This window comes from Paraburkholderia sp. 22098, from assembly GCF_052045935.1.
GTDB classification, from domain to species: Bacteria; Pseudomonadota; Gammaproteobacteria; order Burkholderiales; family Burkholderiaceae; genus Paraburkholderia; species Paraburkholderia caledonica.
The window spans coordinates 125,839-140,145 of record NZ_JBQEPV010000019.1; the positions used below are offsets into that span (position 1 = coordinate 125,839).

Annotated in this window: 11 protein-coding genes; 9 read left to right on the forward strand and 2 right to left on the reverse strand. The window is 55.4% G+C overall.

The window, feature by feature from the left end:
• Positions 1 to 28 precede the first annotated feature (28 nt).
• The 6 genes from ACTJLB_RS29370 to ACTJLB_RS29395 all read left to right on the forward strand — a co-directional run bounded on the left by ACTJLB_RS29370 (position 29) and on the right by ACTJLB_RS29395 (position 7,008).
• Positions 29 to 838, forward strand: coding sequence for a DNA adenine methylase (locus ACTJLB_RS29370; protein ID WP_440785331.1), 810 nt, complete (start codon positions 29 to 31; stop codon positions 836 to 838).
• 13 nt (positions 839 to 851) lie between these two features.
• Positions 852 to 2,033 (forward strand): metallophosphoesterase family protein, encoded by a 1,182-nt coding sequence (locus ACTJLB_RS29375; protein ID WP_440785332.1) that lies wholly within the window; start codon positions 852 to 854, stop codon positions 2,031 to 2,033.
• The gene (locus tag ACTJLB_RS29380; RefSeq protein WP_440785333.1) at positions 2,030 to 3,901 is read left to right on the forward strand and encodes an ORC-CDC6 family AAA ATPase; all 1,872 of its coding nucleotides are present in this window, start codon (positions 2,030 to 2,032) and stop codon (positions 3,899 to 3,901) included. The genes ACTJLB_RS29375 and ACTJLB_RS29380 overlap by 4 nt, the downstream gene beginning before the upstream one ends.
• A gap of 1 nt (position 3,902) precedes the next feature.
• Complete coding sequence (locus ACTJLB_RS29385) at positions 3,903 to 4,859, forward strand: hypothetical protein (protein WP_440785334.1); 957 nt, start codon at positions 3,903 to 3,905, stop codon at positions 4,857 to 4,859.
• Between the two features lie 134 nt (positions 4,860 to 4,993).
• The gene (locus ACTJLB_RS29390; RefSeq protein WP_440785335.1) at positions 4,994 to 5,482 is read left to right on the forward strand and encodes a hypothetical protein; all 489 of its coding nucleotides are present in this window, start codon (positions 4,994 to 4,996) and stop codon (positions 5,480 to 5,482) included.
• Positions 5,483 to 5,643: 161 nt separating this feature from the next.
• Complete coding sequence (locus ACTJLB_RS29395; protein WP_440785336.1) at positions 5,644 to 7,008, forward strand: FAD-binding protein; 1,365 nt, start codon at positions 5,644 to 5,646, stop codon at positions 7,006 to 7,008.
• A gap of 154 nt (positions 7,009 to 7,162) precedes the next feature.
• Here ACTJLB_RS29395 and ACTJLB_RS29400 read toward each other — a convergent pair whose 3' ends face one another.
• Together ACTJLB_RS29400 and ACTJLB_RS29405 are read right to left on the reverse strand one after the other, a co-directional pair.
• The gene (locus ACTJLB_RS29400; protein ID WP_440785337.1) at positions 7,163 to 9,784 is read right to left on the reverse strand and encodes an AAA family ATPase; all 2,622 of its coding nucleotides are present in this window, start codon (positions 9,782 to 9,784) and stop codon (positions 7,163 to 7,165) included.
• Positions 9,785 to 10,042: 258 nt separating this feature from the next.
• Complete coding sequence (locus ACTJLB_RS29405) at positions 10,043 to 10,678, reverse strand: hypothetical protein (protein WP_440785338.1); 636 nt, start codon at positions 10,676 to 10,678, stop codon at positions 10,043 to 10,045.
• 201 nt (positions 10,679 to 10,879) lie between these two features.
• Here ACTJLB_RS29405 and ACTJLB_RS29410 point away from each other — a divergent pair, with 201 nt between their 5' ends.
• The 3 genes from ACTJLB_RS29410 (at position 10,880) to ACTJLB_RS29420 (ending at position 14,249) form a co-directional block, all read left to right on the forward strand.
• Positions 10,880 to 11,440, forward strand: coding sequence for a hypothetical protein (locus ACTJLB_RS29410; protein WP_440785339.1), 561 nt, complete (start codon positions 10,880 to 10,882; stop codon positions 11,438 to 11,440).
• A gap of 1,064 nt (positions 11,441 to 12,504) precedes the next feature.
• Positions 12,505 to 13,233: a haloacid dehalogenase type II gene (locus ACTJLB_RS29415; protein WP_440785340.1), complete on the forward strand. Its 729-nt coding sequence runs from the start codon at positions 12,505 to 12,507 to the stop codon at positions 13,231 to 13,233.
• A gap of 500 nt (positions 13,234 to 13,733) precedes the next feature.
• Positions 13,734 to 14,249, forward strand: coding sequence for a hypothetical protein (locus ACTJLB_RS29420; RefSeq protein WP_440785341.1), 516 nt, complete (start codon positions 13,734 to 13,736; stop codon positions 14,247 to 14,249).
• Positions 14,250 to 14,307: the final 58 nt, after the last annotated feature.

The window sequence follows — 14,307 nt, forward strand, 5'->3', positions numbered from 1 at the left end:
GCGTGGACGCACACGACCTGAAATTTAGATGACGACCAGCGCCGCGGTTAAGCCCGTCTTACGTTGGGCAGGGAGCAAGCGGCAAATTCTGCCCAAGCTGACCGGCCTTGCCCCCGAAATAAAGGGGCGTTACATCGAACCGTTTTGCGGTTCCGCCTGCCTTTTTCTGGCTTTAGACCCGGCCCGTGCGGTGCTCGGTGACGTCAATCCGCATCTGGTCGCGACCTATTCGACCTTACGTCGCAATCCGGAAGCCGTTTCCGCCGTGTTGTCGACCTGGTCTCCAGATAAGGAAACCTACTTGCATCTGCGCGCCCTGTCGCCCGGCCAGGATGCCGCCTTCAACGCCGCCAGGTTTTTGTATCTGAATAGATACTGCTTCAACGGCGTCTACCGGGAGAACTTGCGCGGACAATTCAACGTGCCGTACGGCGGATATCGCACCGGGATGATGCCGGGCGTCGAAGACCTGCGCAATTTTTCGAGACGTCTTCGACACGCGGAGTTGTATTGCGGTGATTTCGCTGAAGCAGTCCGACAGGCCAAGCCCGATGATTTCATTTACCTTGACCCACCATACTACTACGGCGTCGCAAGAAATCGCGGCGAGTATGGTTGGAATGCCTTTTCCGACGATGACGTCGAACGGCTCGTCGCGGAAGTCCAGGCGGCATCGGACCGCGGCGTTCGAATTCTGATTTCATATAATCAGGCTCATACCCTGAAGCGGGCGCTGCCTGGCTGGAACTTGACCTATGCCCCTGTCCGGCGCAGCGTCGCGGGTTTCGCGAACGGCCGTCGGTCTGTGCGGGAGTATCAGCTCCGGAACTACAAGTGAAAGAGCTGCGACCGTGAAACCCGTTAAGTTCGCAATCTTGAGCGACCTGCACGCCGCTCCTCGAAGCAGTGACCCAAAAAAGACCGAGGTCAAGCTGTACTCTGACGGCGACGACTTCGGGCGGCATGGCAATCCGCTTGCGTCCCTGCGGGAGTTGATATCGCAGGAGCGGCTTACTGCGGACTTCGTGGTATGCCCCGGTGACATGACGAATCGGGCGGACCCGGGCGCGCTGCGTTTCGTTTGGGCCCAATTGCACCAGCTGCGCGACATGCTCGGGGCAAAAGATGTGATTGCGACGGTAGGAAACCATGACGTCGATTCGCGCACCCACGAAGTCGGAACGATTCCGCGCGAAGCGCTGATGCGCTTGATTCCCCGGTTCCCGGTTGCAGATTCGACGCTTGCCGACCACTTCTGGGCGCACGGGTATTACCTGACGACAATTTCAGACGTTCGGTTTCTGGTCTTGAACTCGTCCTGGCTTCACGAGCATCGCGACGACTTAGATAAAGGTGCCGTCACCGGTTACACGCTCGAGAAGATACGGCTTGACCTCGAACAGATGTCTGACGCGATGCTGAACATCGCGGTCTGTCACCATCACCCCCACGTTCACAGCGAATTGGGTCTCGGTCCGGACATCATGATAAACGGCAAGGAACTGCTAGACGTGTTGTCGAACAACGGCTCGTGGCTGGTGATTCACGGCCACAAGCATCACCCGAAAATCGAGTACGCCCAAGGCGAATTCCGTCAGCCGGTGGTACTTGCGTGCGGCAGTTTCTCCGGTCGGATTGAAGGCGAAAACGCAACGGTGTCACACAACTACTTTCACCTGCTCGAAGCGCGAAGCATTGGCGAGGACCATGAGTTGCGCGGTGAAATTCAGTCCTACAGTTGGATGTCCGGATACGGTTGGCAGGACTATGGCACCGCCAACAAATTTTTCCCCAGCCGGTTGGGTTTCGGGTGCAACGCTCCGGTTCCTCAACTTGCGCGTGACATTGACCGCATCATGGGGCAACGTCCCTTCATGCAATGGTCCGAGGTGGTGGAGGCGGTTCCTGACTTGGCCCACCTGCTACCCCATGCCTTAAAGGCCGTACATGACCAGTTGAGTTCCCGGCATCAAATCGGCGTCACTTGCGCCAACAATGGGCTGCCTGCTCAACTTGGGAGGAGGTCGGAATGAATCACCCTGGCCGAGTCGAACTGTCGGTGAATGCAGAAGCATTCAACGCTAAATATCTCGGAGCTGCCGAGGTAGCCGACGGTTTTGTTTATTCGTCGCATTTTGAACGGTTGGCGGGTGACTATCACGCGGTTCTCGTGGGGCCGCGTGGTAGCGGGAAGACGACGCTCCTCAAAATGCTACAACCTGCGGCGCTAGCGGCCTGGACAGGCTCGAAGTCAGAGATGTTCCGCAGGACCATTCGATATACCGGCGTATTCATCGCCTCCGATATCAGTTGGTCCAAACAGCTGAATTCTCTGGGCTACGGGAAGCTGAGCGAGGAAAACAAACGAGTTCTTGTGTTGGCTTGCTTTACGACTCATGTCATTCATGCTGTCCTGGAAGCAATGGCCGACCGCGCTAATTCGAAATACGAATACCGCGGGGTTTCGCTCAACGGCGACCAAGAGAGTCATTTGGTTCGCGAGCTCTCGGTTGTACTACGTGTCAGGCCAGAGATTCCCAGTCTTCTCTCTGTACGTCAGGCAATACGTAACCGACTTTCAGACATCAGGGTATTAGCGAACGCATGCAGCTTGCTATCGGATGCTCAATGCGCCGAGCGGCTTGCCTCGGAACAGTATCTGCATCTTGATTTTCTGGACGTATGCTCGAACATCTGTACCATTTTCAATGACGCAGTGAGTGAGAAAGGTGCGAATTGGAGCTTGCTTTTCGACGAATTGGAGACTGCTCCCGACTGGATTATTGAGCAATTGTTTTCAGCAATCCGGTCGTCTGACCCGAAGCTTTTTTTAAAGCTTGCTATCAGTCCCGTATCAGCAACCGCATTCCGTGCACTGTTCAAGGAGGACGGTGCGGTTCATCGAAACGACCATGAGCAAATCAGATTGTGGTACTCCGACCGTGGAGATTCGAAGGCGTTCTGTCGTGCTCTTTGGGACACGCTTACTCATAAGCATGGACTCCATGTCACTGCGGAGGAAGCATTAGGCAGGTCGGTGTTCGAGCCAAGAGACAATCGGTCGGTGCGCAGACGTAGCCCCTACAGTGCCGGTGAGCCTTGGCACAAGATATTCACGCGCTTGGAAAAGAAAGACAGGTCGTTTGCTAACTTTCTTAAGTCCAAGAACATCGACCTCGCCTCCACGGAAAGTCTCTGGCTAAATAAGCGGGACGCCGTATTGCGCAAAGCCGCTCCTGTTGCTGCTGTTCGGGACTTTTACCTGCACGAATCGAAGCGGGGGGAAATCACATCTCGGCAGAGAAAGACGTTAGAACTGTATGCAGGTGCTGATTCTATTTTCGCTATCACCGAAGGAAACCCGCGCTGGTTCATCGGCCTTGCATCTCCGTTGATAAACTTTCTGGTTGCGAGTCACGGAAAGAAGAAAGTGCCCAACTCCGAGCAAGCGAAAGAAATTGACGCCGCTGCCGACCGCCTTCTCGCGCTGATGAAGACAATACCGGTCGAGCGCGAACATCTGCGTGGAGATGAGGTAGCGCTCGACTCATTGCTGGAGCAGATTGGCACGAAGCTGCACACGGATATTGTTGAAGACGCCTTCAGCATTGACCCAGCGCTGACGTTCATCGTCGATGAAGATGTGCCTCCAGGCACTCGTGAGCTATTGGCATCTGCAGTGAATCGGGGTGCGGTAGTGCTTGTTGATGAATCGTCGACTAAAGCGATTGTGGGTGGAATGCTGAACGCAAAACTGAGATTGAGCTTCTTGCTCGCCGCAAAATATGGGCTCTTACTCCGGAAAGGAAAAGCGGTACGTCTATCAAGCCTTTTGAAACACCAGTCCTCTGGTTCATCGGGACGTACAGTGCAGAGCCAACTTTCGTTTGATGCGGAATGAGATGCTGAAGCTAACATTTATCCACGGCGCTGGAGTAGATGCCGGCTCGACTGCGGATGTGTTTATCGCCGCCTGTGGCTACGAGGGGCGAGCACGAGCTTGGGCTGAAGGTTTTGAGACGGCGGCGACTACGAAGCTCGCCTTTGGGTTTGCCTCCCAACTCGAGTTTGAGTACCAGGCGAACAAGACGTGGTTCAGAGAGAACAACTTCGAAATTATTGAAGTAGGGGACGGTGATTTCCGAGAATCACTCGAGCACAGGTTGGAGAGACTCAACTTTATAGACAGCAGCGCGCACTTTGAAATCGATATCTCCTGTTTCAACAGGTTTCGCCTAGCGCATATTATCGACATATTGAGGACTCTCCCATTGCGGAGAGTTAGCGCGACCTTTCGATATTCTATTGCCAAGTTCACCGCACCGGTTGAAGACTCCGCTCCGACTATTACGGTACAGCCTGTCATCCCTCAATTCGCTGGGTGGACAACTAGACCGGACCGTCCGCCTGCCGCGGTAGTCGGACTCGGATACGAACCAAACAAGGCTATAGGGATAGTCGACCTCCTTGAAATCAACAACGCGACATGGGCCTACTATCCATTGGGCCCAATCGACGAGTATCACGACGAGGTCTTACGTTCGAACGACTCTCTGCTCAAGATGATTCGTCTGGACGGGCGGTGTTTGCCATACGACCTACAGGAACCCGTGCAGCTCTTTCACGAGATGAACTCTCTCGTAGACATGCTGCGAGGGCACTTCAATCCAGTCCTGATTCCGTTCGGACCGAAGCTCTTCGCCTTGGTCTCGTTGCTTGTTGCGACAGTTCACGACGACGTGGGAGTTTGGCGAGTCAGTAGCGGCAACTTGGAGAAACCGGTTAACAGGGAATCTTCGGGACACTTCATCTCGATGCATGTTGGGTTCGAGGAAGTTGTTCGCACGGACGAGCTTTGAACATTGGGTGACGTTGGAGTGGCGTGGTAGTTGCCGCTACTTACGGTCATCCGCTAACATGCAAAGCTTGAACGCAAGTGACCGACGAGAAGTGGGCCGCCGATAACGCTGAAAACAAAAAGGAGATTGCTTAAGTGCCTATCCTTGGCTCCGGAAATAGTCTTGTTCTTGATATGTTGAGGTTCTTTCGCGACCGTATTGAAAGCAAAAATGTGTGGACGCTGCCTGAAATTCGTGAAAGTCTTTTCGGTGATTGGTCGCAATGGCCGTTTATTGACGAATACGGAACCCTACCGGAGCCATTTTTCGATGACGGGGTGGATGAAGTCATTGGAAACGTCCTCGACTCGCTATCAGAACTAGGGCTAGTAGCCATCGATTCGGATTATGAAGCGACCAGTGGATTTCCTCGCTGGAGGTTAGCCGATTCGTGGCAGCCTCCTAAGCCGCCAAAGAACGACGACGGTGGACGACGGGGCAATTCGGAACCGCCGGGTGGCGGAGACGATGGCGATGGAGGTGGCGGGCTGCGAGAAGTGCTGGGCCATCCGGTCTTGTTCGCTCTCGACGAGGGTGACTTCGACCGCCTCATTGGTGACCTCTTCGATGAGGTGCGCTTGTGAGGACTTATACAGTTGACGTAGTCGATTGCCTGTCTCTCCTGTCGCTAAAGGTCGCCTCAAATGTGTTTGACCTTTCCAGCGGACTTCACCACGTTAGCATCCGAGACCAGATAGTTCGCGCTCAGCTCGTCGTCCGAGACTTGACGAAAGGTGACCCCGACTTGGACTCGCTGCTGATAGTCGGTGCCGGAGTCGCAGGGATTGCTGCAGCGCTCGAAGCCGCGCATCGGGGTGTGAAGCACGTAACAGTCGTCGAAACGCGCGAAGCTCCATTCTCAATTCTGCGAGGCATTAAGTCACGTTTCATTGGGCCGTTCATGTATGAATGGCCTAGCATCTTCTCGCAGAACCAGTCATACCCGGACCATGAAAGGGCGCCCTGGGGAGCCCTGTCGTCAGCGCCCCTCCAATGGACCGCGAAAAAGCCCATACCGGCGAATGATTTGGCCGAGAAGCTGGAAGAAGACCTTCTTAGGCGACTCGGAGACGTAGCCAAGGCAGGCAAGTCGGTCCTGACAATCTGCGTAGGCGTGAAAAAACATCGCATTCAGAATTTCGTTCGGGAATTTGCTCAAAATGAGTCGTCGAGAGCAATGAGCCGACTTCAGCGCCGCATCCCTTCGGCGGGGGTGGCGTTCAACTGCCGGAACGAACTGACATGGCCCCACGGCACGGCCGCTCGCGTGGAGTCTTCGCCCCAGTACGTGCTGCTGGCCGCCGGGATGGGTCAAGAAGCCGTTGTCTTGGTGAAGGAAGACGCTTCTGGGAACTTCTATACCGGTCCAAACCTTGAAGGTCCATTCTTTTGGGCGGACGATACGTTAAAGAAAGTCAACGCCCCTAATCGGCAAATCGGGGTCTTTGGTGGAGGCGATGGAGCTTTGCAGGATGTGCTGCGGGCGCTGACTCGCTTCGACCATCCGCTCGAATTTGTCGAATTTCTCGAAAAAGATGCTGTCACGAAGGACGCACTAAGCCGAATCGCTCCGAATCTACTTGCTGCCGACAGACAAGGACGTCAGTTCGGTACGTGGACGGTGCGACGCGGCGAGTACAAGTCCGTCGACACGGTGTGCAAGGAAGTTGCATCCAAGCTGGCCTCGAACCCTCGCGTTGCACGGCGGGTAAGTCAAGGTATCGCCTTTGGAACGGGAAAGGTCTTTCTCTTCGTACGCGGAACGAATTTCGATAAGGCTTATCTGTTGAACCGCTTCCTCGTCCACCTGGTCTCCGCCTGCCGCCTTGCACACAAAACCATGTGGTCAGGCCGCGTAGATTTTGAGGTGCGTTTCCAGCACCATGCTGTTGGCTACCAGGGATTGGTATCCGGCAAGCATGAGGTATCAATCAAACGGAATGATACAAACTCTGTCTATCACAAGCTTTTCGATACCATCGCAGTGCGGTACGGCATTACGCCGGGGAGCATTCCAGGCGCACAAATGATTCAAGTAAGCACAAAGATGTCGAGGCAGCGAACGAGCCTTTCCCGTATCGAACTTCCATTTGTCGCTGAGAAAGATTGAAACAACGCGTGCGGCGTAGATGTGCGCTCAGCGAGGAGGGTTTGTGTGAGACGCTGCCAAACGGCTAGCGAAACACCACCTTCTAGCGCCTAGATTGAACTCGCCAAGGCGGTGCGCAGGCCGCCGCGGCCTGCGCATCAGAGATATTTCTGTCCTATTGAACTGGTCTGTCCGAGAACTCCTTAACCCAACCAATTAACATGTCGACGTCCTTTTCGAGGACATCGACGTCCGGACATTCGGCCGGAAGCTCTGTAGATTGCGAGTGCTCGAATACGGAATAGCGGGTCATCAGGTCGTCAATCAACGAGCAATCGTCCGGGCGAATCTTCGATAGCATGCCGATTCTGCCTTGCGTGGTGACGCTGCGTCGGAACCGCACCAAGACGTCGTTGAGTAGCACCGTCTCAACACATCTCTCGACAACAATGCGGATATCGCTACATATCGACTTTGCACGCTCTTCATAGGCAGTAACATCGGCCTCGTCGTGAAGCTTCCGCAGTTGCATTATCGACTCGTTGCGGATTCGGTTCAGCGCCTTCTCTGGCTTGACGTCTCTTATGTTGATGTCAACCACAAGACCTACTGTCTTGCCAAGGCGTCGGAGCGATGTCGATGCCAGCTCCACAGGGGGCGGTTGTTTTGCTAGCTTGGCCTTATCATGCAGCCTCTTCACTATTGACTCAACCTGGGCGACCAGTGACAAGCGGTGCGTAAAGATAATCACCTGCCGCTCCCGCGCCAAGTCGACTAGTCGCTTGACTACGTGCTCTTCAAAGTCTTGGTCGAGAGAGGAGATAGGGTCGTCGAAAACGAACGGTGTGGGCTGACCCGACCCGGAAATGTCAGCGAGAAACGCAGCCAACGCGATAATTCGTCGCTCTCCCTCGCTTAAGACGGATTCTGCGTTCACGCCCGCACCGGCGTCCTTCAACGTCAAAGAGAACGTCACCTTGCCTTTGCCTTGCTGCTTGCTTCTTGGCTCGATAGGAATCCGCGAACCGTTGAGTGCTTTTAGCTCCTGTTCAAAGCGTTCCTGATAGCCACTCCGCAACTCTCGCTCTGCGAGCTCATTGTTTTTCTTGGTCAATGCGGCTGTTGAAGCGAGCGAACTTGCCTTTTGTAGCGTCGCAACGTCATGCAGCCGCTTTACCTCGACTCGAATCGCTTCCTGCTCTCGATTCAACCATTGAGACGCAACAAGCTCGGCGACGCGAGCTGCGAGCTCCGTACGCTTTCCTTCTTTCAAGAGTTCCTCGAGCGCCTTCTGCTCCGCGAGAAGCGCTTCCGAAACGGCGGTCATCGGTCCTTCGACCAGAGACCAGTCAACAGCAGAGATTGCATCGGTCGCCACAGCAGTGCGCGCCGCGGCGTGCCTCTCTGCTAAGAGCCTGAGCCAATCCGTCGCTGTCTGGTGCTCCAATTTGATGGGGGCCGAGGTGGCAATCCATGTCTCAGCGTTGGGCAAGATTGGCAGAGACTGCTCCTGCTTCTTAAGAGCTTGCTCGGCCTCTTGCGCTTCCTTCTCAAGTTCGCCTTTGACGAACCGCTCAAAATGCGAAAGGCGTTCCTTTGCATCGTCGGGCAGAGTCTGCTGACAAAGTACGCACCTGGCCCCAGACTCCGTGTTTGGGAAACTAGTCTGCGGATAAGCATGAAGAATCGAGAAGGCACGGGCCTTCTCCCATAGCTCAAGCCAAGAGTCTTGGCCCACCCCATCCAACGGCGAGCCGGCAAACACCTTCGCAGCGTCTTCGCTCGCAGCTTTCCGTTTCCGCAGCGCTGTCGCACGGGCGTTGACAAGCCCGGTGAGCTTCTCATCGCTTAGGGCGGTCTTCCAAGACTGCACCAAGCTTTTCACGATATTGAGCGCCGAAATCTCGCGTCCGATAACCTTTAACCTTCCCGGAATATCTCGCTCTGCAAGTGAAGCTTCCCCAGCAATACGCTCACGGTCCATGTCTTCCGTGTAGATGCATGCTGTAGCAACCGCAGCCTCCGTGGTGCCCGCTTTCAGCCTCAAGAGGAACTTTGACGCTGCAGTATTCGCGAGCTCGACCGGCATAGTCGGTAGCTTCGATTGGAGTTTATCCTTTCGCGCATCGAGCTCCGTGGATACCTGGTCGCAAATCTTGATGAGAGAAGTCACGAACCGCATGCGCGACGGCTCATAGGTGGCTTCGTTTTTCTGACCGAAATACAGGTCAGCCACGGTTGAGTCAAAAACATGCACATGACGAAGTTGCGTGATGGAACCCTTCGACAAAGTCCACGAGCCGTCCTTTTCTTTCTCGTCGACCGAGAGAGTGACGCGTGCAGATGGTTCAAGCTGCTCGCCGCTAAAGACGTTCCCGAGGAGGTGTTCAGTCGCTCGGGAACCACAAATCTGCTTTAAAAGCCGCGCGAAGCCGCTCTTTCCGGACCCGTTTGGCCCGTACACAACAAAGATGTCGCACGTCCCGAAATCGATTGCCGCGCCCGTCTTAATTGCATTGACGCCGGAAACTTCACTGATTCGCCGTAGGCGAATCGGCGATTGCCCAGTCGCGTTCGCCAGCGCTCCCGGCGGGACGGATTCGAATTTTTCGGCGGCCTCTTTAGACGCTTCCGCTACGGACAAATCCGCCAGCTCGGTGATGCCAACTGCGTCGGGAAACCCCCGGGTGCTTATCATCTTGGAGGCCGCTGTTTGCAACCATTTGTGACGCTCGGCTAACCATTGCTCAAAAGGGTCCAGCGCGGGGCCAGTTGCAACGTCATTGTTATCGCTCATTTATCTCTCTTTGTTCTTATTCAGAGGGTCCGACTCGGTGGTCACGCGTATCTATACCTTGGCTTCGAAAGGAATGCGTTAAGTTTAAGCCGAGCGTGTGCAAGTCAACCTCAGAGTTGCGACGGTGAGGCGCGCCACTCCCTCGGAAGACGCCATCCGTTTCAGGCGTGGTCCACCTGTATGAGCGTCCGGCATCCTGACGTTGATACGGCAATGTCTGCTCACCCAGGCCGCCGCAGCCGCATGCCCATCGGGCAATCAACCGCCCTTGCTCTTGAACAATCGTTCGTGCATCCACCCCTCATTGGTTGCAACCAGCACTGCCTTGTCTCCGGGGGACCCAGTCACATCACGTTGGACTGACGGGTAAGCGGCTTGAATTGCAGGCTGCTTCGCCCAAGCCGGTGCATCATCGACCTCGTAGAGGTAGTTGACCTGCGAAATCTTGGTGCCGAACATATCCGCCGGCTGCGTGAAGTTCTCGATGTCCTTCACTTTGTATTTGCCACCGCAGAAGGCATCCCATTTGCCCATATTGTCGGCGCCACCTTTGACCAGATACTTCTTGCCTTCATCAGTGAGCGAGTATTCGACGCCTGCGACCATCTGATTACCAAATGCGGCCTTCACTTGCGTATCTTTGGCCGAAAGCAAGCCGGCGCTTACTAACGCCGCAGCCTTTTCTGGCTCGTTGATAAAGTTCATACCGCCCGACTTCTGCAGCGTGAAGGGCAAGTCCTTCGCGGGCACCATGACGCACACGCCTCTCTTGGTATCAAGATAGTCTTGAATAGCCGCCTGGAAATTGCTCTTGTTTGCATCCTGCTTGCTACCGCAGCCAGCCAAAGCCAAAAGAGTACAAGTAGCGGCTGCAATAACACTTGCCTTCAACATTGAATCACCCCTATGCGCTATGAATATATATTTAGTCACGTTGCGAGAACGCGCGGCAACAATTATCTCCGCGTTATGTTCTTGCTCCAAGTCGATTGTGAGTATTTCGCCTCAGTATGTTTTATGTGTTCGACAGGCCTAAAGACTTTCGACGCGGAAGCCGATAACCAGAGGTCACAACACGTTGAACAGGAATAACTCGTGAAGTTGCATCTTGCTTTGACCGCAATCGCGGTCGCATGCGCCGGTTGCGCAGAGACAGGCGCTGCCTTGCAAAGCCTCAACAACGGACTCGCTCAGGTCAATCAGGCGATGGCGACAAACGGCAGCGGCACGCCTGCGATGTTTGGACCATCGCTGTCCGCCGAGCAGCAAGGACAGTTGCGCAGTGCGCTGACGGCTTCGCTGTCCTCGCGCGATGCCGCATTCCGCAATGCCGTTGGCACGGCGCAACCGGTGATGCTCTCAGTCATGTCCAAGGCCGCGTGCTATCAGGACTCGAATGATTCTCGCGTCCTGAGCATGTATACCTCAGCCCGCATTGGCAACGGATATATCCCGAGCCCATGGGTATCGATGAAATATGCTCCAAAGAACCGCTGCCTCAGCATTTTGCGCACGGACTCGTGGACGCAAAAGTCGCTCAACGCTTTCCAGTATCGGACCGTCTACTATAGCCCGGAGAGCGGCGAGAGCCAGGCTCTGTTCTATGAGTTCATCAATCAGGACGGTTCGTGGCTATTGAATAACGCGTACTACTGACCGGGCCAAGACGGTGCCGACTCCATATTCAGAGCACGCTGCAGCTGGTCGGCGCGACAGCGACATTGTTGTCATATTGGACTCATACCCGTTACCAGCGCCTGGTGCAACAGAGCCATTCGTTGTTGGCAATGAAAGCCAGGTTGCTTTGGCATATCGAGTCGCGCCAGTCGACGTCGAGCGATTCGGATTTACCGTCAATAATAATGAACCATTCTGCGTTCTGCTCTTCTCAAGGGCGGCGTTTCATCGACTTGGCCCTCCGAATGATGAAGGGTTAGGTAGGCATCCGTTGGCGGCTGCGGGGCTGCAGTGGTACTCGATACATGAGGTACTTAACTCGTCGTTTATGAGGAACCATTGGAAGTTTGCATCTCCCCATCACCTAGGTCGCCATTTTGTTTTGACGTTTCAGGACAGCACGTTTGAGTGCGTCGCGGCCGACTGCGTTATTGCCGGAGTGTATGGCTCCGGGAACATCGCTGCCCGGGAAGCGTGCGGTCACTTCTGCTGACGGCACGCGCGATGAGCACCCGCAGAGCACATCCTCGACTGAGACTCCACGACACGAAGTCGTGCGTCGTAACCACGTGCGTAGGAACTTAGAAAGGAGTTTGCATTGGCGGTTATCGCCAGTGCAAACATGAGAAGGCAGCGAAAACCTTCCCCCGCAGCCAGAAGGAATTCGATTTCCTGGGGCCGTCTTCCGTCTGGCCTCTGGATGCCAATAAAAAGACGTGGAGGCGCAGTCATTTGCGCCTTCTAGGCGCTAGTGCTATCGCCTCATCCGAGAACAAACACTGAGAGCCATCCCTTCCAGAAATTGCCCCAAAAGAAACTGTCGCTGTTAGCGGGCGACGGCACCATGAATGCACTCGTGCGTAGGGGCGACCATCGAATGCCCGAATTCGCGGTATTTACGCTATTGATTGCCTGAGCGAGCGCTTTCGGCATAGGCCCTGTCCAAAGCGCTTGACCTTCAACAGTCGACGCAATCACCGCGGCTCGCCTGGCAATCTTTCCGGGTAGACTTGTTCCAGTGCGCCGAAGGAGAGGTTCAGGAAATGACCACGGATTCCCCAATCAAGGCTCTCTTATTCGATGTCTTTGGCACCATCGTGGATTGGCGAGGTGGTGTTGCGCGAGAGGCAGCCCAGTTTCTCAGCCGTCACAATTTGGCAGTCGGCGCCACCGAGTTCGCAGATGCATGGCGACGCGAATATTCGCCCGCCATGGAAGAAACTCGGAGCGGACGACGGCCGTTTGTCCGTCTTGACGTTCTTCACAGAGAGAATCTGCTCAAAGTCTTGCGCAGCTTCGGCATCGATGTCGGCTCGGTGACCGCCGGCGAACTTGACGAACTGAACCTTGCCTGGCATCGGCTAGACCCGTGGCCTGATTCTGTAGATGGGCTCCTGAGACTCAAGCGTCGGTTCATCATCGCGCCCCTTTCAAACGGAAATATCAGACTGATGGTGGACATGGCGAAGCGTGCCGCGCTTCCTTGGGACGCCATTCTCGGCGCGGAGGTTGTCAGAGCCTACAAACCATCGCCGCAGGTCTATGCTGAGACTGCCGAAATTCTCGGGTTTAGCCCGGCCGAGGTTTGCATGGTCGCGGCCCATAACGGCGATTTGGCGGCCGCGCGTCAATGCGGTCTGAAGACCGCGTTCGTCCTTAGGCCTCTCGAACATGGCCCCGGGCAACAGAGCGACTTACGCGCTGAACAATCATGGGATTATGAGGCGGCAGACTTGAACCACCTAGCGACGCTACTAGGTTGCCCGACTTAACGGTTCGGGACGCTGAGCCGCTGCCACGCTTTCTCCGAGATACCGGTGAAGCCCAGCTAACTTGGTCGATACAAATCCCGCCTGGCCATTCAGTATTTCCTTTCGCTGGGCGGCATGCATTTGCTGAATAATGTCTTTTTGGGGACCGTCCAGCGTTCGACTGAATCCAGGACTTCCAAGGTACCGACGCAGCCGCCGCTTTGGAAGCGCCTCCCTCGTGCTGACCTGAGCTATTTCTGCGGTTGCTTTGCGTGGCATACGACAAGGACGTGAATGTCGGGGGTCGGGCGCGGGCGGCGAAATTGTAAAATGAAAATCCGACGCTTCCGTCGCGGTTCGTGTTGGTGGAGCGCCTATCTCGGCGCTTCGCTCTCAAGCGCCATCGCCAGCTAACAGTACGCGGGCTGCGGGCCACCCAGACACGGCTATCATGAGCAACCATCGGCGATGGCGCCCCCCGCAACGGTGGTCCGGTTCGACGCTATACGAGGTTTTTTATCATGGAACGCATGCCCGCCCATGACCAGCAGAAGCTAGAGGAATTCTTTGCGCTGTCTAGAGACTACGAGGGAGCGTACGCCCACGCAAATTTGGGCTTCATTGCCGTGCACGGCCCGGAGGGGCTGCAGCTCGCTCAGGGCCACGTTATCCTGCCGGTCGGCAATCAGGTCCCGCCCAGGATTGAGGTGCAGACGCCCTCCATCTGCGGATGTTCCGTTCGCCTGTCGGAACTGGGCGTCAACAGCCGTGACATGGTGAAAGCACTGCTGGACGAAGGTTTGGAAACACCGGTCGGAAGACTCACCTTCGGCCGTCATGCCGGGACCACTGATGCGGCGTCCGCACACCTCGAGCAATTTCCATCAAACTTTTACACGCCGGAGGTCCATCCGCTCCGACTGACGGTCTCGGCCAGCTCGCACCTCTTCACAAACCGTCAGGCCGAATTCCAGAGTGCGTATTCCGGCGAACGTGATCACGCATTTCGGCGGATCGTGATCATGGATTCCGAATGATCGTGATCACCCGTTTCGGTTGATCGTGATCGCTGATCACAGGTTTCCGAAACGCGTG

Bases quoted from the DNA above. Each gene is read 5' to 3' on its own strand.
- ACTJLB_RS29405 (WP_440785338.1), bottom strand. From the start codon at position 10,678: ATGTTGAAGGCAAGTGTTATTGCAGCCGCTACTTGTACTCTTTTGGCT.
- ACTJLB_RS29420 (WP_440785341.1), top strand. From the start codon at position 13,734: ATGGAACGCATGCCCGCCCATGACCAGCAGAAGCTAGAGGAATTCTTT.
- ACTJLB_RS29400 (WP_440785337.1), bottom strand. From the start codon at position 9,784: ATGAGCGATAACAATGACGTTGCAACTGGCCCCGCGCTGGACCCTTTT.
- ACTJLB_RS29385 (WP_440785334.1), top strand. From the start codon at position 3,903: ATGCTGAAGCTAACATTTATCCACGGCGCTGGAGTAGATGCCGGCTCG.
- ACTJLB_RS29370 (WP_440785331.1), top strand. From the start codon at position 29: ATGACGACCAGCGCCGCGGTTAAGCCCGTCTTACGTTGGGCAGGGAGC.
- ACTJLB_RS29380 (WP_440785333.1), top strand. From the start codon at position 2,030: ATGAATCACCCTGGCCGAGTCGAACTGTCGGTGAATGCAGAAGCATTC.
- ACTJLB_RS29415 (WP_440785340.1), top strand. From the start codon at position 12,505: ATGACCACGGATTCCCCAATCAAGGCTCTCTTATTCGATGTCTTTGGC.